Origin of the sequence: Micromonospora sp. NPDC001898 (assembly GCF_042891255.1) — a bacterium.
In the GTDB taxonomy this organism is placed as follows: domain Bacteria; phylum Actinomycetota; class Actinomycetes; order Mycobacteriales; family Micromonosporaceae; genus Micromonospora.
In genome coordinates this window covers 695,915-722,095 of record NZ_JBIATC010000002.1, presented here as the reverse complement: position 1 = coordinate 722,095, position 26,181 = coordinate 695,915, and the positions used below count along the sequence as shown (strand labels likewise).

The following is a 26,181-nucleotide window of genomic DNA, read 5'->3' as shown; positions in this document are numbered from 1 at the left end:
GAAGGATTGGCCAGACAGACATGACACAGCAGGGCGAGATTGCGATCGTCGGGATGGCTGCCCGGGTTCCCGGCGCGGACAACGTCGAGACCTTCTGGAGCAACATCCTCGACGGCCACGAGGCGATGGCCGTCACCGACGACGAAGTCGCGCGCCTGCGGGGTGTCAAGGAGTCGACGCTGTCCCGGCCCGAGTACCGGCGGGTCTACGCCGGCGCCGCCGACCTCGACCTGTTCGACGCCGACTTCTTCGGCCTCAGTCCGCGGGAAGCCGCCCTGGCCGACCCGCAGTTCCGGCTCTTCCTTGAGCTGGCCCACTCCAGCCTGACCGCGGGCGGGCACGACCCGGCGGGCGACCTCGGCCGGGTCGGCGTGTACGGGGGCAGCGCGGCCAGCGACTATCGCGAGGACTACATCGAGGCCAACCCAACGGTGGCCGACGCGGCCGGCGGGATGAGCATCCGCATCGGCAACAGCCCCGACTACATCGCCCCCCTGGTGTCGTACAAGCTCGGTTTCCAGGGGCCGAGCCTGTCCGTGTACACCGCCTGCTCCACCTCCCTGGTCGCCGTGCACCTCGGGGTGCAGGCCCTGCTCCTCGGTGAGATCGACGTCGCCGTGGCCGGGGGCGTCCAGGTGGACCTCCCCCTGGACGTGGGCTACGTGTACGAGGCCGGGGGAATCCGTTCCGCCGACGGCCATGTCCGGCCGTTCTCCGCCGACGCCTCCGGCACCATCTTCTCCAACGGCGGAGCGGTGGTGGTGCTCAAGCGGCTGGCTGACGCGCAGGCCGCCGGGGACCTCATCCACGGCGTCCTGCTCGGCTCGGCGATCACCAACGACGGCAACCTCCGGGCCGGGTTCGCCGCGCCCGGAGTGGACGGGCAGGTCAAGGTGGTCCGCGCCGCCCTGGAACGCGCGGGGCTGACCGCCCGGGCGATCGGGCTGATGGAGGCCCACGGCACCGGCACGGTGGTCGGCGACCCGATCGAGGTGGACGCGCTGACCCAGGCGTACCGGGCGGACACCGACGAGGCCAGCTACTGCGCGCTGGGGTCGGTGAAGGGCAACGTCGGACATCTCGGAGCGGCCGCCGGGGTGGCCGGCCTGATCAAGGCGACCCTGGCGGTCCGGGAGGGAATCATCCCGCCGACGATCAACTGGGCCCCGGTGAACCCGGCCATCACGCTGGACGACAGCCCGTTCCGGCTGGCCACCGAGCCTCAGCCGTGGACCGGTGAGGCCCGGCGGGTCGCCGCGGTCAGCTCGTTCGGCATCGGCGGGACCAACGCACACGTCCTCGTGGCTCCGGCACCGGAGCCCGAGCCGCGGCCCGATCCGGTCGGGCCGCACCTGCTCACCCTCTCCGCCCGCACGCCGGAGGCGCTCGCCACCGTCGCGGACCGGCTCGCGGCACACCTGGAGGCCACCGACGTCCGCCTCGACGACCTCGAGTTCACCCTGCACGAGGGGCGCACGACGCACCCGGTACGACGGGCGGTGGCGGCCAGGTCGACGACGGAGGCGGTGGACCGGCTGCGGACCGCCGGTTCCCACCCGGCCGTCCCGGTCACCGGTCGCCGCGAGGTCGCCTTCCTCCTGCCCGGACAGGGCGCCCAACACCCCGGGACGGGGCGTGGGCTGTACGCGGCCGAGCCCGCGTACCGGGAAGCGGTCGACGCCTGTAGCGACCTGCTCGCACCCCTGCTCGGCCTGGACCTGCGCACCCTCCTGCACGCCGACCCGACCGACGACGCGGCGCAGGCAGCCCTGGCCCGGACCGCCGTCACCCAGCCGGCCATCTTCACCCTGGAATGGGCGTTGGCGGCCCTGTGGAAGGCCCGGGGAGTCGTACCGGCCGCGCTGATCGGGCACAGCGTCGGTGAGCTCGCCGCCGCCGCCATCTCCGGGGTCTTCTCCCTGGAGGACGCGCTGCGCGTGGTGGCAGCCCGGGGTCGGCTCATGCAGTCCGTCGCCCCGGGCGCGATGCTCGCCCTGCCGGTCGGCGTCGAAGCCGCGGCCGACCTGCTCCCGCCGGACCTGGAGATCGCCGCCGACAATTCCCCGTCGGCCTGCGTGGTCAGCGGCACCGGGGAGGCGGTGGCCCGGTTCGCCGCCGAACTGGAGGACATCGGGATCACCGGCACCCCGCTGCGCACCTCGCACGCCTTCCACTCGCGGATGATGGAGCCGATCCTCGACGAGTACGCCGCCGTGGTCGCCGAGGCCCGGCTCGCCGCACCCACCGTGCCGTTCCTGTCCAACGTCACCGGCGACTGGGCCGACCCGGAGCAGGTCACCCACCCTGGCTACTGGGTCACGCACCTGCGCCAGCCGGTCCGGTTCCGGGCCGCGGCCACCCAGCTGATCCGCCGGGGAAACCCGTTCCTGTTGGAGGTCGGCCCGGGACGCGCGCTCGGTGCGTTCGCCCGACAGACCGCGATCGCGCAGGGCATGACCCCGCAGTGGGCCGGCAGCCTGCCGACCGTGCGGGAGGGCACCGACGAGCGGGACCACGTCCTGGCGACCACCGGGGCGTTGTGGGCCGCCGGGGTGCCGGTCGACCTGGCCGCCGTCCGCACCGGGCCGGCACCCCGCCGGGTCGAGCTGCCCGGGTACCCGTACGAGCGACGGCGGCACTGGGTCGACCCCGACCCGACCGCCCGGACCGTGGTGGCCGAGACCGAGCAGATCCCGAACGAACCGTTGCAGACCCCGTTCTACGTGCCGGTCTGGACCCAGGCGCCGCGCACCGCCGGGGCCGCGGACGTCTTCGGCGAGCACTGGCTGGTCCTCGGGACCGACCCGACGTTCACCGCCGAGGTCGCCGCCGCGGCCCTCGCTCACGGCGCCAGTGTGACCCGACTCGACGCGGGGCCGGCGCTGATCGAGGACTTCGGCGTCTTCGAGGCCGACCCGGAGGACGCGACTCAGATCCGGGCGGTCATCGAGCAGCTGTGGGACAGCGGCCAGGCACCCGACCGGGTGGTCGTCGGCTACGACGTGCCGGGCCCGGAGGGGCACCCGACCGGCACCGACCCGACCCCGGCGCACCGGTCGTACCGGCGGGCTGCCGTCCTGGCCTGCGCCCTGCTCGACGTGGTCCGCGACCCGGTGGAGCTGGTCGTGGTCACCAGCCGGCTGTTCTCCGTGGCCGGTGAGGAGGCGGTGCCGTTCAGCGCGACCGCACTGGGTCCGTTCCGGGCGCTGCCGCGGGAGGCCTCGCTGGTGACGGTACGGCACATCGACCTGGACAGGATCGGCCCGGCGCGGGTGCTCGCGACCCGACTGGTCGACGAGATCAGGCATCCCGCCGACGAGGTGGTCGCGGTGCGCGGGCACCGGCGGGCGGTCAGGTCGTACGCCACCCTGCGACACGGGCCGGTCCACCGGTCCGCCCTGCGCCCCGGCGGGGTCTACGTCATCACCGGTGGTCTCGGCGGCCTCGGTGTCACCATCGCCGAGTCGTTGGCCGAGACGGAACAGGCCCGGCTGGTCCTGGTCGGTCGGACCGGCCTGCCGGAGCGGGCCCGGTGGGCGGAGCTGTCCGAGGCTGCGGGGACCGACGAGGCGGTGCGCCGGCGGATCGAGGCGGTGCAGCGGATGGAACGCCTCGGTGCCCAGGTGCGGGTGGTCGCCGCTGACATCACCGATCCCGACGCCCTGGCCGCCGTGCTGGGGGAGACCGTGGCGGAGTTCGGTGCCGTGCACGGCATCGTGCACGCCGCCGGGCTGCCCGGTGGGCAGTTGCTCGCCCTGCACGACGAGCAGAACGCGGCGAGGGTCCTGCGTCCGAAGGTGGACGCGGTCCTGGCGCTGTACGACGAACTCACCACCGAGAAGTATCCGGAACTGGACTTCGTCGCGCTGTGCTCGTCCATCATCGCGGTCACCTCCGGGTACGGCCTGTGCGACTACGCCGCGGCGAACCTGTTCATGGACGCGTTCGCGAACTCGGTGGCCGACCGGCCGGGCCGTCCCCGGGTCGTCTCCATCAACTGGGTCGGCTGGCGCGAGGTCGGCATGGTGGCGGACCAGGGCGCATCCCAGGGGGTGCAGGCACTACGGGCGATCAGCCAGGGCGGACGGACGGAACCCCTCGACCATCCGTTCCTGCAGTCGGTCACCGTAAAGGCGGACGGCACCCATCGGTACCAGGGGATGCTCACCCCGGACGGACACCGGGCCCTCATGGAGCACCGGATCGCCGGTGCGGCGGTGGTTCCGGCGACGATGCTCCTGGAGTCCGTCCGTGCGGCGGCCCACCACGCCCTGGGCGAGGTGCCGGTACGGATTGAGGACCTCCTCTTCAGCGACCCGATCGTGGTCACCGGCCCGCTCACCCTGAGCCTGTCGTTCGCGCCGGAGCGGGCCGCCGAGGGCGCCCCGTTCGAGATCACGGTCGGTGCGGACGGGGCGGGCCCACGGACGGTGCACTGCCAGGGCGTGCTGCGGACGATCGACAAACTGGCCGGTGAGACGGTCGACCTGGATCGGGTCCGGGCCGCGCTGCCGGCCGTCGACGCCCGACGGCAGTCCTCCGGGATGGTGGCCTTCGGCCCGTACTTCGACGTGGTCCGGGAGTACTTCCGCGACGGGGACGCCGGGCTCGCCCGGCTCGTGGCCGATGACGCCGACCCCCGGCTCTGGTTGCACCCGGCCCTGCTGGACCAGGCCGCCCACGGCCTGTCCGGCGCGGCGGCGAGCTACCTGCCGTTCTCGTACGCGGGTGTCCGGGTGTACGCGCCGATCCCGGCCGAGGCATGGGTGTTGCAGACGCACCGGCAAGACCCGGACCGACCCGAGTTCATCGAGGTCGACGAGATCATCGTCGACCGCGACGGGCGGGTCTGCGTGATGGTGGACAGCTACATCCTGCGAGCCCGGACCGCGGCCGGGGCAGCCTCCGCCTCCGCCTCCGCCGACGCGCCACCGACGCGCCCGGCGGCGGCCGGTGGGCCGACCGGGTCGTCGTCGGGTGACTCCCTGATGCTGATCAGCAGCGAGCAGGGGATCGAGCTGTTCCGCCGGATGATGGCGGTGCCGGACCAGCCACAGCTGATCACCTCGGTGGGTCCGCTCCAGAAGCGGATCGACGAGATGCAGGCCTTCTCCGCCGACGCGGTCACGACCCACCAGGACACCATGGCCGGCGCGGGCACCGCCCGCGCGGAGAACCTCGGCGGGTATGTCCCGCCGGAGACCGACGTGGAGAGCGCCATCGCCGAACTGTGGGCGCAGGCGCTCGGCATCGCCCCGATCGGCCTCGACGACGAGTTCCTCGTCCTCGGCGGCTCGTCATTGACGGCGGTCCAGCTGTCCTCGCGGACCCGGGAGCGGTTCGGCATCCAGCTGTCCGTCGCCGAACTGTTCGAACACTCGACGGTGCGTCGGCTCGCGGTCCTCGTGGACGGCCGGCTCGACGCGCTGTTGGACAGGCTCGTCGACCAGACCGCCAGCTCCGGGGACGGTTGGGCGTGAGCGGGGACCGGCCCACCCGGGCGGAGCTGCGGGCCCAGATCCTCGCCGGACGCCGGTCGTTCATGGCGCCGGCCCCGTCGCGGCCGGCGCCGCTCTCCGAGTATCCGGACCTGCTGCCGATGACGGAGGCGCAGCGGCGGCTCTGGTTCGCCGACCGGCTGGCCGGCCCGCAGCCGGTCTTCACGCTCAGTACGGAGATCGAGGTCTGGCCGGACCGGGACGTGATCGCGGCGGCCTGCCACACCCTGGTCGACCAGCACGCGGCCCTGCGCAGCGCCGTCGTGGTCGAGGCGGGGGCACCCTCGATCCGGCTGCGTCCCGCCGCCGACATTCCGGTGTCCCACGTCGATCTGGGCGGCCTCTCGGCGGTGGCGGCGCAGGCCGAGCTGGCCCGGCACCGTGCCGAGGCCGCCCGGTACCGGTTCGACCTGGAACACGAGCCGCTGATCCGCTTCACCCACCTGCGACTGCCGGACGGAAAGGGCCGTCTGCTGATCTCCGTGCACCACCTCACCTGCGACGGGCACTCCCTTTCCCTCCTGGCGGAGACGCTGAGCACGGGCCGGCCCACGTCGACGCGGATGGACTACCCCGACTACGCGGTCTGGCGCGACTCGGCGGAGCAACGTGCCGCGCTGCGCGCCGAGGTCGACCGGGCCGTGGCGGCGCTCGGCGACGCCCCCCACCCCGTACGGATCCCGGCCGACCTCGTCGAGGTTCCGGCCGACCCCGCGCCGGCCGATGGGCCCGCGGCGCCGCAGGTCGGTGTGCCGGCGGACGCCTTCGAGCACGACGTCGCGCTCCCGGCGGAGCTGCACGACGCGGTGCGGGCAGCCGCGCAGGCCCGCCGGACCACCGACACGGTGCTTCTCTTCGCCGCGTGGGCCCGGGTGGTGGCGGCCTGGACGGGCCGCACCGACCTTGTCCTGGGCATGCCGGTCTCGGTGCGCGACCACGAGGACGTGGCCCGGATAGTGGGGCTGTTCGTCAACACCGCTCTGGTCCGGGTCACCGTCGACCTGCTCGCTCCTGCCGGGGACACGGTGGCGGCCTGCGCGGCGGCGGTGGCGAGGGCACTCGGGACCACCCAGGCACCCCTGGAGGCGGTCCGGCGAGGCGTCTACGGCCCGTCGGCCGGCCCGTCCGCCGGTCTGGGCGTGTGCTTCAACAAGTTCTCCGTCGACCCGCGTCTGATGGATCTCGTCCCGCGACCCCCCTCTCCGGGTGCGGCCGAGATGCCGGTCGTCCTGGAGATCGCCGACGACAGCCGGCGCTATCACACCAAACTCGTCTTCGACCCGACCCTGTACCGTCCCGCCACGATCGCCCGGCTGGCCCGGGCCTTCCATGCCCAGCTGGCCGAGTTGGTCGGTTCGACCCCGCCCCCCGCACACCCCGTCCCGTCCGACCTGGGCCGATCCGTTGCGGAGCTGCCCGGGCCCGGGACGTCCGACGTGGCGCCGACCAGCTCCGAACGGCCGGCGGCCGACCCCGCCGGGGGGGCGGAACTGCTCGACGTCCTGCGCGGGCACGTGGCGGCCGACCCGACCCGCACGGCCGTCGACGGGGAGACCGGGACGCTGACCCGGCAGGACCTGCGGGACGCGGTCGACGACCTCACCGGTCGGCTGCGGGCGGCCGGGGCGCGCCCCGGCGACCGGGTGGTGGTGGACACCACGCGGGGCGTGCCGGCCCTGATCGGGCTGCTGGCGTGCCTGGCCGCCGACACGGTGTACGTGCCGCTGTCGCGGCGGCTGCCCGGTCCGCGCCGCGCCGCCGTCGTCGAGCAGGCGGCGGCCACCTGGGAGGTCACCGACGTGGGCGGCGCCGGGTTGACGGTTCGCCCGCTGCCGGGCCGACCCGGTCCGGAGCTGCGGACCGCCCCCGGATACCTGATCTTCACCTCGGGGAGCACCGGGGTGCCGCGCGGCGTCCACGTCGCGACCGACACCCTTCTCCGGCACGCCCGGGGCATGGTCGAGCGGCTCGCCGTCCGCCCCGCCGACCGGTACCTCCAGTTCGCCGAGCACGGCTTCGACGCGGCCATCGAGCAGGTCATCGTGCCCCTCCTGGCCGGTGCCACCCTGGTCCTGCGGGGCGAGCAGCCGTGGGATCCCGCCCACTTCGGTCGGATCTCCCGGCAGACCGAGGTGACCGTGGCGAACCTGCCCACGCCGTGGTTCGTCCAGTTCACGGGCGCACCGCAGGCCACCTGGGCGGACCTCGCCGGCAGTGCCCTGCGTATCGTCCTGGCCGGCGGGGACGCCCTCACCCCCGAGGCGGTCGCCCGGTGGGCGACGTCGGCCCCGCGGCGCATCGCCCTGCTCAACGCGTACGGTCCGACGGAATCGGTGATCACCGCGACGGTCGGCACGGTGTCTGTCACCGCGGGCGGTGCGGTGCCGGCGTACCCGTCGATCGGCGCGGCCGTACCCGGCCACGACGTCCTCGTCGTCGACGCCCGGCTCGACCCGGTCGCCCCCGGGGAGGTCGGCGAGCTGCTCGCCGGAGGGCCGCTCGCCACCGGCTACCTCGCCGATCCCCGGGCGACCGCGTTGGCCTTCGTACCGCACCCGACGCGACCGGGGGAACGGCTGTACCGGACCGGCGACCTGGTCCGCCACTCGCCGGCCGACGGCGGACTGGAGTTCCTGCGTCGCGCCGACGACCAGGTGAAGGTCCGGGGGGTCCGGATCGAGCTCGGTGACGTCGAGGCCGCGTTGCGCGCCCACCCCGACGTCGCCGAGGCGGTGGCCACGGTCACCGACGGCCCGGACCGGCACTTCGTGGGTTGGGTGGTGCTCCGCCCGGGCCGCGCCGTCGGTGAGGCCGAGCTGCGTGCCACGGCGTCCGGCCGGCTGCCGCAGGTCGGCGCGCCCCGCCGGGTGCACGTCCTGGACCACCTGCCCAGGAGCGCCGGGGAGAAACCCGACCGTCAGGCCCTGCGGGAGCGCACCACCGATCCGGCCGCGCCCGCCTCCGCCGTCTCCGCCCCCGCGCCCGCCGGTGGCGGCGCCGCGATGGTGGCCGCCCTGGCCGGGGAGCTGTTGGCCACCACCGTCGAGGTGGACAGCGACTTCTTCGCCTGCGGCGGGGACTCGCTGAGCGCGGCGCAGCTCGCCGCCCGGTGCGCCGAGGCATTCCACCGTGATGTCGACCTGGCCACGGTCTTCGCCAATCCGACGCCGGCCCGGCTGGCCGCGGCGATCAGCGCGCTACCGGAGGCCGGGCCGGACGACACCGGCGACGGCCCGCCGGTGCCCCGCCGGCCACAGCCGGGCGACCGGACGGCGCTGACCCCCACCCAGCAGCGGTTCTGGTTCGCCGCCCGGTTCCAGGGCCCGGCCGCCCAGGTCGTGCCGATCCCGTTGCGTCTGGCCGGCCCGCTCGACGTGGACGCGCTGCGCGCCGCCCTGACCGCGCTGCTCGAACGGCACGGAGTGCTCCGTAGCCGGATCGTCGGGTGGGGCGACGGGGTCCGCGCCGAGGTACACGGTGTCGACGAGGACGTCCTCGCCGGTCACCTCGCCCTCCGGACCGCCGGGGACACGGCCGGCGCCGACCGGGCCGTGGCCGCGGAGATCCGGCGTTCGTTCGACCTGCGGGAGTCGTGGTTCCGGCCGTACCTGACCGTGCTCGACGACGGTGAGCACGTTCTGCACCTGGCGGTGCACCACATCGCGGTGGACGGCGACTCGGTCGGCATCCTGGTCCGGGAACTCCTCGACAACTACCGGCGCGCCCGGCGGGGCGAGCCGGCCCAGCGGGATCCGGCGATCCAGTACCCGGACGCCGCCTGGGCGCAGGAGGGAACCCGCCGGGCGGCCGACCGGCTGCCCGACGCCGTACGGGCGCTGGCCGGCACGGTCGACCTCGACCTGTCGGCCGCCGACCCGGACCCGGGGGACACGGCGGCCCGGCGGCTCACGGTGCCGGTCGACGCGCATCTCGCGGACGCGGTGGCCCGGCGCCACGGCGTCACCCCGTACTCGGTGGTGATGGCCGCCTGGCAGCGGGCGCTGGCCCGGTGGAGCGGCTCCACCGGCTTCGCCGTCGGGCTGCCGGTGTCGCTGCGCGACGCGACGGGCGCCGGCATCCCGGGACCGTTCCTCAACACGGCAGCCGTCCGTGCCGTGCCGGCCGGCGGCACCCGCGCGGAGCACCTCGCCCGGGTGCAGGAGAGCCTGACCGTGGCGTACGCGTACCGGTTCGTGCCCTTCGACCGGGTGACGGCGCTCGCCGACCGGCGGCCGGACCGGGCCGTCCCGGTGTTCCGGACGATGGTGGGCTGGGAGCAGGGCCACGAGGCCGCGAGCGTGGGCGGACTGCGGGTGGACTGGTTCGAGCCGACCTCGCTCGGCCTGCCGGCGCCGCTGGTGCTCACCGTCACCGCCAACGGCCGGGCGCACACCCTGGCCGTCCGGTTCGACTCCGGCCAGGTCGGCCGGCGTCGGGCCGCCGACCTGGTGGACCTGCTGGTGGCGGAGCTGGGCGACGACCCGGGCGAAGATCCGGGCGACGAGACTCACGTCGGGCGGGCCGGCGCCACGGCCGGGGTGGTCGACCGGTTGGCCGACCGGGTGGCGCGGCAGCCGGGCGGGCCGGCCGTCGTGCAGGGCGAGCGGGTGTACGACTTCGCGGAGCTGGACCGGCAGGTGAGCGGGGTGGCGGCCGGGCTGTGGGCATCGGGTGTCGAACGCGGCGACCGGGTGCTGGTGTCGCTGGCGACCCGGCTGGACACGCTGGTGGTGGCGTACGCGCTGTGGCGGCTCGGCGCGGTGTACGTGCCGCTCGGCCCGACCCCACCGGTGGACCGGGTGCGCCGGATCGCCTCGGTCAGCGCCGCCGGATGGTTGGTCGCCGACCGGAACCCCGGCGACGTCCCCGCTACGGACGGCGCTACCGGCGGGGCGGGGTTGACCCGGATCGCCTGGCCGCTCGGTGCCCCCGCCGGCCCGTCGGACCACGTCGGGGCCGGGTCCACCGATGCTTCCGGTTACCGTCCGCTGCCATCCGAGGCGGCCTACATCATCCACACGTCCGGGTCGACCGGGGAGCCGAAGGGCGTCGTGGTGGAGCACGGCCAACTCGTCGCGTTCCTCGACGCCTTCGACGCCTTCGGCCCATGGGCGGGAGCACGGTGCATGGTCGGGCTCGCCGCGCCCACCTTCGACGCGAGCGTGCTGGAACTGTGCTGGCCGGCCCTGCGCGGCGGCCCGGTCGTCTACCCGCCCGAGTCGGTCACCTTCGACCCGGCCTCGGTGGTACGGGCGTTCGCGACCGCTCACGGTCATGGCTGGCCCACGGCGGCCTTCGCCACCCCCAGCCTCTGGCAGGAGGTGCTCCGCCTGGACGCCGACGCCGTACGCGATGTCGTCGTCGGCACCGGTGGCGAGCCGGTGTCGGCCGAACTCCTGTCCGCGCTCGGCGCGGCCGGCGCCCGGCCCAGCGTGTTCTACGGCCCGGCCGAGACGACGATCATCTGCGCCGGTGTCCAGGCCGATGCCGAACCCGGATCGGCGCTGGTCGGGGTGGCCCTCGCACCGAGCCGGCTGCACGTCCTGGACGACGACGCCCGTCCGGTCACCGAGGGCGAGGCGTACGTGGCCGGGCCCCTGGTCGCCCGGGGCTACATCGACGCCCCCCGGGACACCGCCCTGCGGTTCCTGCCCGACCCGGAGGGCGCCGGGGCCCGGATGTACCGCACCGGTGACCGGGTTCGTCGTCGTGCCGACGGCGTTCTGATCTTCCTCGGGCGCCGCGACGACCAGGTGAAGGTGCGCGGGGTACGGATCGAACTGGGGGAGGTGCAGGCGTGCCTGACCGCCCACCCCGGGGTCGAGGCGGCGGCGGTCGTCCTCGTCGGCGCGGGCGGGACGGCGCGGCTGGCCGCCGCCGTGGTCGCCCGCGATCCGGCCGCCGAACCCGGTGACCTGGCCGTCCAGGTGCGGTCCTGGGCCGAGTCCCGGCTCATCCCGCAGGCCGTGCCGGTCGTCGTGCCGGTCCCGGCCCTGCCGGTGTCGGAGAACGGCAAGATCGACCGGCAGGCGTTGCTGGGCCGGCTCGGGGGCGACGCCGCCGAGCCCGACCGGACCGCCGCGCTGGGCGACGACCCGGTCGTCCGGCTGGTCGCCGCGGTGTGGCAGGCGCACCTGCACGCCCCGGTCCCGTCGGCCACCACCGACTTCTTCGAGGCCGGTGGACACTCGATCGCGCTCCTGCACGTGGTGGAGACCATCGAGCGCATCTTCAGCATCGACTTCCCGATCGCGCGGGCGTTCGAGGTACGGACGGTCACGGCGATGGCGGACGAGATCCGGGCCATCGCCGGCGACAGCGCCGCGCCGACAGCGGGCATCGCGCTGGAGGTATTCGGAGGCAGCCCGCAATGACGTTGCAACTCAACGATCCGGAGCGGATGGCCGAGTTCCAGCGCCGGTTGGCCGCCGCCGGGCTCACGCCCGCGCCGGCGGTGGCGGAGCGGGCCCCCGGCACCGGGGCGGGCGCTGACCGGCGGGCACTGGAGCCCAGCGAGGCCGGGCTGTGGTTCCTCGACCGGCTGCACCCGGGCAGCCCCGAGTACATCGTCGCCGCCGCCGTCGCCATCCGGGGCGACCTGGACCCGGGTCGGCTCGCCGCCGTGTTCGCCGGGCTCGTCGCCCGACACCCCACGCTGCGCACCCGGTTCGCCGACAACGACGGCACGGCGTACGCCGAGACGACGCCGCAGGCGCACCCCCCGGCTCCGGTCGTCGAGACCCCACCGGACCTGGACACCTGGTTGTCCGCAGCGGCGGCGGAACCGTTCGATCTGCGTACCGCCCCGCTGGCCCGGCTGCGGTTGGCCGGTGACGGCACCCGTACCGTCGCGCTGCTGACCGCCCACCACATCGTGGTCGACGGCGCCGCGCTGGACACCCTGCTCACCGAGTTGTTCGCCGGGTACGCGGGCGCCCCGCAGCGCCCCGCGCCGGTCGTGCCCCGCCAGCACCCGCCGATGCCCCGGTCGCCCGAGAGCGCGGCCTGGTGGCGGGCCAGCCTGGACGGGGTCGAGCCGGTGGACCCGCCCACGGTCGGCGCCCGCCCGGCCGGTCCCCGCCGTGGCCGGCGCGTCGGCCACCGCCTCGACGCCGACCTGAACGAGGGGATCGACGCCCTCGTCCGGCGGTACGGGGTGACCAGGCCGGCGGTTTTCGCCGCCGCGTACCGGCTCGTCCTGCGGGCCCTGTACAGCCACGACGACATCCTCGTCGGCCTCCCGGTCAGCCTCCGCGCCAAGCAGGACGCCGGGGAACTGGGGAACTTCGTCAACCTGGTCTGCCTGCGCAACCCGACCCGGGCGACGATCACCGTCGCCGACCTGCTGCGTGCCGAGCAGCGGGCGCTGATCCAGGCGATCGCCCACCGGGACACCCCGTTCGACGAGGTGGCCGATCACCTCGCCGGAGGGGTCCGGGGCGGCGACCGGACGCTGGTCCGGGCGGTGTTCAGCCACCACCGCACCCAGGAGCGGGAGGCGACCCAGGTGGCCGGGCTGGTGGTGGAACGGCTCGACGTCGACCTGGGCACCGCGAAGTTCGACCTGACCCTGCAGGTGGAGGACGTCGGGGCCGGCTCCCGGCTGTGGCTGGAGCACGACGTCGCGGCGTACCCCGACGACATCGCCCGCTCCCTGCTGGACAGCTACCGGCGGGCGCTGACCGCGGTGGTGGCCCGACCGCAGGCCGCCCTGTCGGCGGTCCTCCTCGACGACCGCCGCCCGGCCGTCGCCCCCGGGTGGACCGGACGAGGCAACCGGGGCGTGGTCGGCTGGTTCGAGGAGACCGCCGCCCGCCACCCCGGCCGGATCGCGGTCGCCGACGGGACCACCTACGGCGAACTGGACGCCTGGGCGGACCGGATCGCGGCCCGGCTGGGCCCGACCGGCCCGGACGCCCCACCGGTCGCCATCCTCACCGGCCGCACCCCGGGGATGCTCGCCGCCATCCTCGCGGCGGCGAAGGCGGGCCGCACCTACGTCCCGCTGGACGCCGAGCACCCCCGGGACCGGATCCGCCAGATCCTCGACCAGGCGGGCGTCGACACCGTGATCGCCGATGCGCGCACCTCCGAGGTGCCGTCCGGCCGGCCGGTCGTGGACGTCGACGACTGCCGGCGGGCAGCGCGACCGGACACCGGACCGGATCGGGCGCCGATCCCGTGGTCCGCCCCGCTGTACCGGATCTACACCTCCGGTTCGACCGGCGCCCCGAAGGGTGTCGCTGTCACCCACGCCAACCTCGGCTCCCTGATCGACGGGGCCCGGGACCTGCTCGACCTGCGCCCCGACGACCGGTGGAGCGTGTTCCACTCGGTCGCGTTCGACTTCTCGGTGTGGGAGATCTGGGCGCCGCTGGTCGACGGCGCCACCGTCGTCCTGGTCGACCGGGACACCGCCCGGACGCCGCAGCGCTTCCTCCAACTGCTCCACGACGAACGGGTCACCGTCGTCAACCAGACGCCGACCGCGTTCGGGTCGCTGACCCAGGCCGTCACCGAGAACGGTCCCGGGACGCCGGACTCGCTGAGGCTGGTGGTGTTCGGCGGCGAGGCGTTGCGGCCGGCCACCCTGGCGGGCTGGTTCGAACGGTCCGGTGACCGGACCCCCCGCATGGTCAACATGTACGGCATCACCGAGACGACCGTGCACGTGACGTGGCGGGACATCACCCGCGCCGACATCGGCGTCGCGAGCCCGATCGGCCGACCGCTGCCCACCCTCACCACGGTGGTGGTCGACACCGACCTCAACCGCCAGCCCGTCGGGTTCGCCGGGGAACTCATGGTCGCGGGAGCAGGGGTGAGCCTCGGGTACGCCGGCTCCCCGGCCCGTACCGCCCTGCGGTTCGTCCCCGACCTCACCGGTGGCGGTGGCCGGATGTACCGCACCGGCGACCGGGTCCGTGAGCGTGCCGACGGCGACCTCGACTACCTCGGGCGCGTCGACGAGCAGCTCAAGGTACGCGGATTCCGGATCGAACCCGCCGAGGTCGAATACGCCCTGCTCGCCCACCCGGACGTGACGGACGCCGCCGTGACAGCCGCCCAGGTCGGCCGTGCCGGCGTCGGGTTGATCGGCTTCGTGCAGGCCGGCCCGGCGGCCGACCCGGATCAGATCCGCGCCTTCGTCGCCGTCCGGCTCCCCGACCACATGGTTCCCCGGGTGCACCGGCTCGACCGGCTGCCCCGCACCGTCAACGGCAAGCTCGACCGGCGGGCCCTGCTGGCCCTGGCCGCGGACCTGGCACCTCAGCGGTCCGGTCCGGCCGACGGCGGGCACCCCGTCGACGACCGGGAACGGGCGGCGGTCGCGGTCTGGCAGGACCTCCTCGGCGTCGCCGACGTCCGGGTGACCGACAACTTCTTCGCCCTCGGCGGGGACTCCATCCTGGCGGTCCAGGCGGCCACGGCGATGTCCGCCCGGGGGCTGCCGGTCACCGTCGCCGACATCTTCGACCACCAGTCGATCCGGGACGTGATCGCGGCCGTCCCCGGCACGACGGCGGCGGAGCCGACGGAGGCCGGGACCGCGCCGGACGCCCCGGTCGGCCGGGCGGACCACCGGCACCTGCTCGCTCCCGCAGACGCCGACCGGCTGCCCGCCGGGGTGGAGGACGCGTACCCGCTGACCCTGTTGCAGCAGGGGATGCTCTTTCACCAGCTGGACCAGAACAGCTACCTGAACGTCACCACCACCCGGGTGCGGTGCGCCGTCTTCGACGGTGAGCTGCTGCGGCAGGCGTTCGACCGGGTCGTCCAGCGGCATCCGGTGCTGCGCAGCGGTTTCGACCTCGCCACCTGTTCCGAGCCGCTGCAACTGGTCTGGCGGCACGTCGGCGTCGACCTGCCCGTGGTCGACTGGCGGGACCGGGACGACGCCGAGGTCCAAGGGGACCTGCGGGAATGGATGGCCGAGCAGCGCCGCCAGCCGTTCGACCTGACCCGCCCGCCCCTGGTCCGGTTCACCGCCCACCGCGTCTCCGACACGGAGTTCTGGTTCAGCGCGGTGGAGTGCCACGCCATCCTGGACGGCTGGAGCTTCACCTCCACCCTCACCGAGGTCCTGGAGGAGTACGACCGGGTGTGCGCCGCCGCCCGGGACAACCGGCCACTCGCCCGGCTCGTCCCGCCGCCGGACTCGTTCGGCGACCACGTCTGGCGGGAGCGGCGCACCCTGGCCGACCCGGCGGCGGTCGAGCTGTTCCGGGACGTCATCGCCCGGGCCCGGCCGGTGCGGATCCCGACCCGGGCCGAGGGCGGCGCGCCCGGACACCGGCAGCGGGCCCTGCTGCCGCTCGACCCCGAGGTGCAACGTGGGCTGGAGGCGGCGACGGTCCGGCTGCGCCTGCCGATGAAGAGCCTGCTGCTGGCGGCGCACGCGGTGGTGATGTCCGTCCTGTCCAACGCGGACGTGGTCACCCTGGGGATGGTGACCAACGGTCGGCCGGAGACGGCCGGCAGCACCCAGACCCGGGGCCTGTACCTGAACACCCTGCCGCTGACCGTCGGCGTCGGCGGGCGCACCCTCGCGGACCTGGCCCGGGCCTGCCTGGTCGAGGAGAGCCGGCTGCTGCGCTTCCGTACCTACCCGGGGGTGGCGACGGAACTGGCGTTCGGCCGGCAGCAGCTGATGACGACCGCGTTCAACTACACCCGGTTCCACGCGATGAAGCGGGTGAGCAGCGGCGGCGACGTCCGCCGGGTGGGGCACCTGGAGGAGGAGGCCCCCACCAACTACCCCCTGTACGTGTCGTTCGACCACGGTGCCGCCGACGACAGCGACCACCTGGTCCTCATCCTGATGGCCTCCCCGCAGCACTTCACCGACGCCGCCGTGGAGTCCCTGCTCTCCTGCTACCGCGCCGTGCTCACCGCGATGGCCGCCGACCCGAGCCTGCCGGCGACCGACGTGGCGTGGTCGACGGGGGACACCTCGACCGCCACCCCGGCGCCGGATCCGGGCACCCTCCCCGGGCTGCACGAGACCGTCATCGACCGGGCGGCCCGTTGGCCGGACCGGGTCGCGGTGCGCGACGCCGGTGGCGCGGTGCTCACCTACCGGCAACTGGCCGACGTGGTCGGGCGGGCCGCCGGTGGGCTGCGGACGGCCGGCGTGGAGCGGGGCGACACCGTCGGGGTCTGCCTGCCGCGCGACCACCGGTTGGTGGTGACCATCCTCGCCGTCCTCTGCGTCGGCGCGGTGTACGTCCCGGTCGACCCCGACCTGCCGGCGGCCCGCCAGCGGGTGATCCGCGACCGGGCGGCCCTGCGGTACGTGGTCGCGGCCACCCCCACCCGGTCCCGCCTGGCCCCGGAGATCCCGGTCCTCGACGTCGACGACCTGGCGGCACATTCCACGCCGGCGGGGCCTCCGGTCGCCACACACCCGGGGGAGCTGGCGTACCTGATGTTCACCTCCGGTTCGACCGGGGAGCCGAAGGGCGTCATGATCCCGCACGGCGCGTTGACCGCGTTCGACGTCGCGATCGGCGACCGGTACGCCCCGGGGGCGGTCATGCTGGCCGCCACCAACGCGTCGTTCGACATCTCCGTCGCGGAACTGCTGATCCCGCTGGCCCACGGGGCCGGGGTGGTGGTCTTCGACCGGGGCGGGCGTTTCGACCCGGACGAGTTCGCCACGGTGGTGCGTCGTGCCGGGGTGACCATGGTCCAGGCCACGCCCTCGCTCTGGACCGAACTGCTCGCCGGGGACGCCGACCTGCGCGGGATCGAGGCGTGGACCGGCGGCGAGGCGTTGACCGCCCGGCTGGGGCGGTCGCTGCTGGACCGGGCCGGGGCGGTGCACAACTGGTACGGGCCGACCGAGACCACCATCTGGTCCACCGTCCACCCGGTGACCCCGGACGACCTCGACCCGACGGTGGTGCCGGTCGGTCGGGCGCTGCCCGGTGAGGCCGCCCACGTCATCGGGGCGGGGCTGCGGCAGGTGCCCGACGAGATGGTCGGTGAGGTCTTCATCGGCGGCGCCGGACTGGCCCGTGGCTACCTCGGCGACCCGGCGCGGACCGCCCTGCGGTTCGTCCCCGACCCGTTCGGGGCACCGGGATCGCGGATGTACCGCACCGGGGACCGGGCCCACCGGCGGGCCGACGGGGTGCTCCACTTCGCCGGTCGCGTCGACGACCAGGTCAAGCTCAACGGGTACCGGATCGAACCGGGGGAGATCGAGGCGGTGCTGGCCGGGCTCGCCGAGGTCGCCCGGGTGGCGGTCGCGGTACGACACGGCCAGCTCGTGGCGTTCGTCGTCCCGAAGCAGGACGAGATCGACCTCGCCGACCTGCGGGGACGGCTGCGGGATCTGCTCCCGGGTCACCTGGTACCCCGCCTGGTCCGTGCCGACGACCTGCCGTTGAACGCCAACGGCAAGGTCGACCGGGGGCGGTTGCCGGACGTGGTGTTCACCCAGGACGTGTCGACGGCGGAGTTCGTCGCGGCGTCCAGCGCCGCCGAACGGACCCTGGCCGACGTGTGGCGGGAGGTCCTCGGCGCTGACCGGATCGGCGTCCACGACAACTTCCTCGACCTCGGTGGGGACTCGATCACCGCGTTGCGGACGGTCGCCCGGGTCAAGGCGCGGGGACTCCAGGTCGCGATCGCCGACATGCTCGGCCCGCAGACCCTGGCGGAGGTGGCTGCGGGGGCGACCACCATCGCCGCGCCCGGGGAGCCGGCGGCCGGGCCTGACGGGCCGGGCCCGGCCGACGGTGGACGGGCCGGATCGGCTGGGGCGGACGTCCCGGCCGGTTCCGACCCGGCGGACCGGTCCGCCCGGACCGGCGGCGGGGTGCACCCGAACGCCGGCGGGATCGTCGACCCGGCCGGCGAGCCGGAGCGGGCGGCCCACCCCGTCGCGTCGCTCGACGGCGTCGACGTCAGCCTGGCTGGCCTCGACGAGGAGACCGCCCGTGCCCTGATCGCGCGGCTGAGTAGCAACGGAGAGGAGCGTTCCCGATGAGCGGCCCGAGCCTGGTTGAGGCGATCTACCCGCTGACCCCGCTACAGGAGGGGATGCTGCTGGAGTCTCTCGACGCCGGAGACGCCCGTGCGTACCTGAGCCAGGTCCGCTACACCCTGCGCGGGGCGGTGGACTCCGATGCGCTGCGGTCGGCGTGGACCGCGGTCGCCGCCAAGCATCAGGCGCTGCGGGCCTGCGTGGCGTACACCGGGCTGACCGCTGCGGTGCAGGCCGTGTACCGCCAGCCGTTCGACCTGCTCGAGGTCGTCGACGGGGTGCACGACGACGACGCCCTCGACGAGCACCTCCGGCGGGACCTGGACGCCGGGTTCGACCTGGAACGTGCGCCCCTGCACCGGGTGCGACTCCTCGAACGCGCCGACGGCACGTGGGAGATGGTGTGGACCTCGCACCACATCATGATCGACGGCTGGTCCATCCCGATCGTGGTCAGTGACGTCTTCGTGGCGTACGGCCAACGGTGCGCCGGAGCCCCGATCGATCTCCTCCCGACCGCCGACTACCGCGACTACCTGCGGTGGACCGCCGGGCGGGACCGGGGGCAGGTGCTGGAACACTGGCGGCGGGCGCTGCGGGGGTTCACCGAGCCGACACCCCTGCCGGCGCCGGCGCCCGGGGCGGTCGACCGGGGCCGCCAGGTCCTCGCCGCGACCCTGCCGGCCGTGGAGTCGACCCGGCTCGTCCAGCGGGCCAAGCAGGAACGAGTCACCCTCAACACCCTGATCCAGGCCGCCTGGACGGTCGTCCTGGCCCGGTTCAGCGGCCGCGACGACGTGTTGTTCGGCGCCACCGTCTCCGGGCGGCCGGCGGCCGTGCCCGGGGCGGAGACGATGGTCGGCCTGTTCATCAACACCCTCCCGGTACGGGCCCGGCTGCCCCGACGGGTGCCGGTGGCGAGCTGGTTGCAGGACCTTCAGCGGCGTTTCCTGGCCAGCCGGGCGTACGAGGAGGCGTCGCTGCGCGACATCCGCTCGGTGGCCGAGGTGCCCCGACACCGGAGCCTCTTCGAGACCATCGTGGTGGTCGAGAACTACCCGCTGATCACCGACGACAGGTTCGGTGACCGGCGCCCTCCGGTGGACATCGTCGCGGCCACCTCCCGGGAGGAACTCGCCCACCCGCTCGTGCTCAGCGTGGCGGGCGGGACGGAGACGGTGGTCGAGCTGTTCCATGACGACGCCAAGGTCTCGGCACCGGCGGCCCAGGCGATGCTCGACGGGTTCGTCGCGGTCCTCCGGGCGCTGGCCGACGGCAGCGCGTCCGGGGTGGCCGACCTGCTGGCGGCGGTGCCGGCGGCGGCGCCGCTGACCGGCGGGTCGCCGGCTGTCGCGGAGCCGCAGCTGGTGCCGGCGGTGTTCCGGGCCATGGCGGCGGCGTCCCCCGACGCGGTGGCCGTGGTCGACGGTCCCCGCCGGGTGAGCTACGCGGCGCTGCTCCACTCCGCCGAGCGGGGGGCCGGTCGGCTGCGCCGGCACGGTGTCGTCCCCGGCGGGACGGTCGCCCTGCTCGCCGATCGTGGCGTCGACCGGGTCGCGGCGACCCTGGCGGTGTGGTTCGCCGGGGGCCAGTTCGTGCCGCTGGATCCGGCCTGGCCGGCGGCCCGGACCACCGCGCTGCTGGCCCAGGTCGACCTCACCGTGGTCCTCACCGACGATCCGGCCGTCGTGGCCACCGACGCCCCGGTGCTGTCCCTGACCGATCTCCTCGCCGCCGCCGACGGCGTCGACGCCCAGGAGCCGGTGGAGGCGGGCCGCACCGACGCGGCGTACACGATCTTCACCTCGGGGACCACCGGGCGATCCAAGCCGGTCGTCGTCGAGCACGGTGCCCTCGCCGCAGCGGTGGCGGGGTGGGAGACGGCGCACTCGTTCGCCGCCCGTACCCGCAACCACCTGCATCTGGCCAACCCGGCCTTCGACGTGGCGATCGGCGAGGTGCTCCGGGCGCTGTGCGCCGGCCGGACGGTGGTCGTGGCCCCCCGGGCGGCCGGGGAGGACCCGGCGGCGCTGCTCGACCTGATCCTCGACGAGCAGGTAGACGTCGTGGACATTCCGCCCAGCCTGCTGCGTCCCCTGATGGACGAGGTGGAGCTGTCCGGGCAGCGCCTCGACCAGCTCAGCACCGTCCTGATCGGCGGGGAGTCCTGGTTCGCCCGCGACTACGTCCGCCTTGCCGAGGTCGCCGGCGCGCGGACCCGGGTGGTCAACGCGTACGGCATCACCGAGACCAGCATCGACAGCGCGTACGCGGTCCTGGGCACCGTCGCCGGCCAGGCCGAGACGCTCTGGCTGGACGCCACGTACCCGGGGGTGGACGCGCTCCTCGTGGACGGGACCGGCCGGCCGGCCCCGGTGGGGGCCCGGGGCGAGGTGTGGCTCAGCGGCCCTACGCTCGCCCGCGGGTACGACCGGGATCCGGCCCGCACCGCCCTGCGGTTCGTCCCCGACGCCCGCCCCGGCCGTGCCGGCGCGCGGGCGTACCGCACCGGTGACCTGGGCACGATCGACGGACGGGGACGGCTGCACCTGCTCGGCCGGGTCGACGCGCAACTGTCGGTCAACGGGCACCGGATCGAGCCGCAGGAAGTGGAGGCGGCACTCCTCGTCCACCCCGACGTGGCCGGCGCCGCGGTCACGGTCCGCGACGGACACCTGGTGGGGTTCGTGACCGCCCAGACCGCGACCCTGGACACCGAACAGGTACGGGCCCACCTGCGCGCACTGCTGCCGTCGTACGCCGTGCCGATGCTGGTCCAGATCGACGCCCTGCCGGTCACCGCGAACGGCAAGCTGGACCGCGCGGCGCTGCCGGCCACCGTGGACGGCCGTCCCACCGTCACCGGCCACGTCGAGCCGTCCACCCCGACGGAGCGGATCCTGGCCGAGGTGTGGCGGGAGGTCCTCGGGGTCGACGTGGTCGGTGTCCGGGACAACTTCTTCGACCTCGGCGGTGACTCGATCGCCGGGTTGCGGGTCAAGGGCCGGGCCGCCGGGCAGGGCATCGACCTGCAACCGCGCGACGTGTTCGCATACCAGACGGTGGCTGACCTGGCCGCTTACGTGGACGCCCGGGAGCCCGACACGGCCGTGGCGACCCCGGTCCACGAGGGTGAAGTCCCGTTGCTGCCGATCCAGCGGCTGTTCCTGGACCACGCCGGCGTCGACCCGGCCCACTTCGACATGGCCCAGGGCATCCGGTTGGCCCAGGCCCTCGACCCGGACACCGTACGGGCGGCGCTGGAGGCCGTCGCCCGCCGGCACGGCGCCCTGCGGACCCGGTTCCGGCGCACCACCGACGGATGGCGGCAGTGGGTCGAGTCGGCCCCCGACCCGCTGGTGACCCTCCAGGTGGTGGACCTGCGGGGGCGTCCCGACGACCGGGCGGCCACCCACCGGTCGCTGCTTGCCGGCCACCGTTCCGGCCACGACCTGGCCACCAGCCCGCTCTGGTCCTGCCTGGTGGTGCTCGACGACGAGGAGACCACCCTCTACTTCGCCGTGCATCACCTGGTCATGGACATCTACTCGTGGCGGTTGGTGATCCAGGACTTCCTCGGCAACTACACCGCCCTGGCCGCCGGCGAACCGCCCCGGGACACGCCGCTGGCCGGCTACCCCGAGTACGCCGTCGCGGCGGCCGGGCAGACCAGGTCCCTGCGGGAGTTGGAGTCGGCCTGGCTGTCGACGATCGGCACTCCCCGGCCGGTCCCGACCACCGGGTCGGGCGGAGAGAACACCCTGGCCGGGGTCCGGAGCGTCGAGGGGGAGGTGTCCCCGACAGCCACCGACACGCTGCACCGGCTGCGGGCCGGCGGCACCGCCAGCCCCGTCCTGGTCACCCTTCTGGCCGTCTTCTCCCGCGCCTACAGCCGGTGGTCCGGGGAGGATCTGTACCTGTTCGTGGAGACCCACGGCCGGGACACCACCCTGGGCGGGGTGGACACCAGCGCCGCCGTCGGGTGGTTCACCGCGCTGTACCCGGCGACCGTGCCCTACCGGCCCACCGAGTCCTTCTCCGACACCTGGTGGCGGGTGCGCCGGCTGGTGGAGTCGGTGCCCCGCCCGGTGTCGTCGTTCGGGCTGCTCCGCGACGCCGGACCGCGGTCGGCGCTGGCCGATGTCCCGCTGCCGCAGATCGCGCTGAACCACACCGGGACCATGTCGGCCGACAGCGACGGCTCCCACCGGCACGGGTTGAGCGTGGTGCCGGTGCCGGCGCTGATCGCCGACCCGACCACCCGCCGCGACCAGCTGATCGACGTGGAGACCGGCGTCGCGGACGGCCGGTTCCAGTTCGCCGTCAACTACAGCTCCGCGCACTTCGACCAGGCCGGCATCGAGAAACTCGCCGCCCTGTTCAGCGAGGAGATGGAGAACCTGCCTGACCACATCGAGGAGGAGAAAACTCATGGCGCTCTTTGACGAGGACGACGACACCATCATCTACGCCGTCGTGGTCAACCACGAGGAGCAGTACTCCGTCTGGCCGGTGGACCGGGACGTACCGGCCGGGTGGCGCGAGGTCGGGGTGACCGGACGAGTCCGGGAGTGCCTCGACCACATCGAGAAGGTGTGGGTGGACATGCGCCCGCTCAGCCTCCGCCGAGCACTGGAGCCACAGTGACCGCCGTGGCCGACCACGCCCCGCACGAACCGGCCGGCCCGCTGCCGTACGGGCCGGACTGGGCGCTGCTGCCGTCGGTCTTCGCCCGGGTGGCCGGCATGCCGATGGACTGGCTCCTCGTCGAGCCGGGTGCCGACCACGCCTCCGCGCGGGCCGTCGGGGAACGGGCCCTGGCCGAGATCGTCCGGCAGCCGCTGTTCGCCGAGGCACTGACCTGGCAGAACCGGAACATGTTCCTGCAGGCGCGGCGCAACCTCGACTCCACGCGACCGCAGCGACGCCGCGAGGCGCAGCGTCGGCTCTGGTCGTACGCGGCCCGGTACTGCGCGAAGAACGACACCATCGGGTTCTTCGGGCCGATCGTCTGGGGATCGGTCACCACCGGCGCCACCGACGTCGGACCGGTGACGGGCCGGCTGCACCGACGTGGAGTGTTCTTCGAGCACTGGGCGCTGCGGGCGGTGGCCGCCGCGATCGAGACCCGGCACGGCCTCGACCCGTGGACCATCCCGAGGCTGGCGGCCGGGGTGGCCGTCGTCGCCGACGGGGTGCTGCTGGCCGACAACGCCCCGATGCGGCTGGCCGCGCTGCCGCGCCGGGTCGTCGAGGTGTGCGACGGCACCCGGACCGTCGCCGACGTGCTGGACGAACTCGCGGACCACCCCGCGCCGGAGGTCGACGCCGCCCTGACCCGGCTGCGGGCGATGGGAGTCCTCACCGCCGGGCTGGTGGTGCCCCGGCGGGTCGACCCGGAGGCACACCTGCGCGGCCAACTCGCCCGGGTCGCCGATTCGGATCGCCGGGTGGCGGCGCAGGCGGACCTGGCCGAGTTGGTGGCGGCCCGGAACCGGGTCGCCGACGCCGCCGGGGACGCCGACCGGCTCGCCGATGCCCTCGACGGCCTCGACCAGTCGTTCGTCGGGATCACCGGGCATGCCCCCCAGCGCGGCGCCGGCCGCTTCTACGCCGGACGGGGACTGGCCTACGAGGACTGCCTCGGCGACCTTCCGGTCCGCCTCGGCGCCGACGTGCTGGACCGGATCCGCCCCGCCCTGGAACTGTTGCTGTTCAGCGCGGCCTGGTTCACCCGGGTGGTGGCCCAGGAGTACGAGCGGTTCGTCGCGGACCTGATCGCCGAGCGCGAGCCGGCACCCGGCGCGGGGGTGCCGCTGTCGGAGGTCCTGACGGCGGTGGCAGCCACGACCGAGTGGGGGGCCGCGTCCCCGGCCGACGCCGTCGCGCAGCGGCTGCGCCGGACCTGGCACGCCCTCCTGGTCGCCGGAGCAGAACCGGGCCGGCGGCGGATCAGGCACGACGCGGCTGTCCTGCGGCCCCTGGTCGAGTCGGCCTTCGCCCACGACGTGGTGGGCTGGCGCGGCACCCGGCTGTACAGCCCCGACCTGATGATCGCCGCCCGGTCGGCGGCGGACCTGCGCGACGGGCGGTTCCTGGCCGTCCTCGGCGAACTGCACCCGGCCCACAACACCATGGACGTGTTGGCCGCCGACGCCTGGCACCCGGACCGCGACCGGTGGCACGCGATGCTGGACCGCAGCGCCCCCGCCGAACGGGTGACGCCGCTGTACCCGCTGGACCACGAGCAGATCAACTCCCGGACCGTCCCGCCGTCGGCCTACCTGTCGCCGTCCGCCACCTACCTGGGGCTGGGCTCCGGCGCGCCGTACCACCCCCGGGACGCCCGGCTGCTCCCGGTGTCGGCGCTGCGCGCGACCCGCGTCGGCGACCGGGTCGTCATCACCTCGTCGGTCGACCCGTCGTACGCCGGCGACGTGCCCACCGTCTTCGGTGAACTGCTGGCCAACGCGGCGGCCACCCGGTTCGGGGTCCTGCCGGCCGCCGACCACCGCCCCCGGCTGTGCATCGACGACCTGGTGGTGCAGCGGGAGAGCTGGACCCTGCCCTACCCCGAGCTGCCCAATGCGAGGCAGAGCACCGACCGGGCGTACGACGAGCTGCGGGCCACCGGCGCGGCCCGGGACATGCCCCGGCACGTGTTCGTGACCGTCGGCGGCGAGCGCAAGCCGTTCCACCTGGACTTCGACAACCCGCTGTCGGTGGAGGTGCTGCTCACGCACATCCGGCGACAGCGGCGTGCCGATCCGACGGGGCGGGTCACCTTCGTGGAGATGCTGCCCGCCCCCGATCAGCTCTGGCTGACCGACGGGGCGGGTCGCCGGTACACCGCCGAGTTCCGGATCGCCTGCGTCGACCAGCGGAGCGCCGGCAACGGACACCCCTCGTCCCCGGGAGCGCAACGATGAGTGCCGCCCGTCTCGTCCCCCCGCCGGGCCCCGCCGACGATCGCCCGGTGCTGGTCGTCGTCCCGTACGCCGGCAGCGGCGTTGCGCCGTTCCGGGACTGGGGCGCTGACCTGGCGAGCCTGGCCACGGTCACCGCCGTCCTGCTCCCGGGCCGGGAGCAACTGTTCGGCAAACCGGCGCTGACCTCGATGACCGGCATCCTGCGCGGGCTGACCCCTCAGGTCACCGCGCTGCGACCCCGACCGGTGGTGCTGTTCGGGCACAGCCTGGGCGCGGCGGTCGCCTTCGGACTGGCCCGCGAGCTGTGCCGGGAGGGCGTTCCGCCGGCCGCTCTGATCGTCTCCGGAGCCGGCAGCCCCTGCCGCCGGGACCCCACCGACGTGATGCACCTGCTCAGCGACGACGCCCTGCTGCAACGCACCGTCGACTACGGCGGGATGCCCCCGGAACTGCTGGCCAGCCGCGATCTGCTGGCCATGTTCACCCCGATCCTGCGCGCCGACTACCAGGTCCTGGAGACCTGGACCGTGGACCCGCTGCCGCCGCTGGACCTCCCGGTGACGGTGCTGCGCGGGGTCAGCGACACCTCGGTCACCGACTACCAGGCCGACGGGTGGCGCACCCACACCGTCGCGCCGCCCGTCGAACGGTTCTTCCCCGGCGGGCACTTCTTCGTCCACACCGCCCGGGAGGAAGTGCTCCACACCGTCCGCGACGTGCTGGCCGCCGTGCCCCGCCGCGCCTACACCTGACCCGCGCC

General features: G+C 74.6%; 7 protein-coding genes. All 7 read left to right on the top strand.

Going from position 1 to position 26,181, the window contains the following annotated elements; genetic code table 11:
• The first annotated feature begins 20 nt into the window (after positions 1 to 20).
• The 7 genes from ACFYZF_RS07800 to ACFYZF_RS07770 are packed head-to-tail and all read left to right on the top strand — an operon-like array spanning position 21 to position 26,173.
• Positions 21 to 5,480 carry an SDR family NAD(P)-dependent oxidoreductase gene (locus tag ACFYZF_RS07800; RefSeq protein WP_387017031.1) on the top strand — a complete coding sequence of 1,820 codons (5,460 nt, stop codon included), beginning with the start codon at positions 21 to 23 and terminating at the stop codon, positions 5,478 to 5,480.
• The gene (locus ACFYZF_RS07795; protein WP_387017029.1) at positions 5,477 to 11,872 is read left to right on the top strand and encodes an AMP-binding protein; all 6,396 of its coding nucleotides are present in this window, start codon (positions 5,477 to 5,479) and stop codon (positions 11,870 to 11,872) included. The genes ACFYZF_RS07800 and ACFYZF_RS07795 overlap by 4 nt, the downstream gene beginning before the upstream one ends.
• Positions 11,869 to 18,495, top strand: coding sequence for an amino acid adenylation domain-containing protein (locus tag ACFYZF_RS07790; protein ID WP_387017027.1), 6,627 nt, complete (start codon positions 11,869 to 11,871; stop codon positions 18,493 to 18,495). Before ACFYZF_RS07795 ends, ACFYZF_RS07790 begins: the two co-directional genes overlap by 4 nt.
• Positions 18,492 to 22,937, top strand: a complete 4,446-nt coding sequence (locus ACFYZF_RS07785) for a condensation domain-containing protein (RefSeq protein WP_387017025.1) — start codon at positions 18,492 to 18,494, stop codon at positions 22,935 to 22,937. Before ACFYZF_RS07790 ends, ACFYZF_RS07785 begins: the two co-directional genes overlap by 4 nt.
• Positions 22,924 to 23,139, top strand: a complete 216-nt coding sequence (locus tag ACFYZF_RS07780) for an MbtH family protein (protein ID WP_387017024.1) — start codon at positions 22,924 to 22,926, stop codon at positions 23,137 to 23,139. Before ACFYZF_RS07785 ends, ACFYZF_RS07780 begins: the two co-directional genes overlap by 14 nt.
• On the top strand, positions 23,136 to 25,421 hold the full coding sequence (locus tag ACFYZF_RS07775) for a lantibiotic dehydratase (protein ID WP_387017022.1): 2,286 nt from the start codon (positions 23,136 to 23,138) through the stop codon (positions 25,419 to 25,421). Before ACFYZF_RS07780 ends, ACFYZF_RS07775 begins: the two co-directional genes overlap by 4 nt.
• Positions 25,418 to 26,173, top strand: a complete 756-nt coding sequence (locus ACFYZF_RS07770; RefSeq protein ID WP_387017020.1) for a thioesterase II family protein — start codon at positions 25,418 to 25,420, stop codon at positions 26,171 to 26,173. Before ACFYZF_RS07775 ends, ACFYZF_RS07770 begins: the two co-directional genes overlap by 4 nt.
• Positions 26,174 to 26,181: the final 8 nt, after the last annotated feature.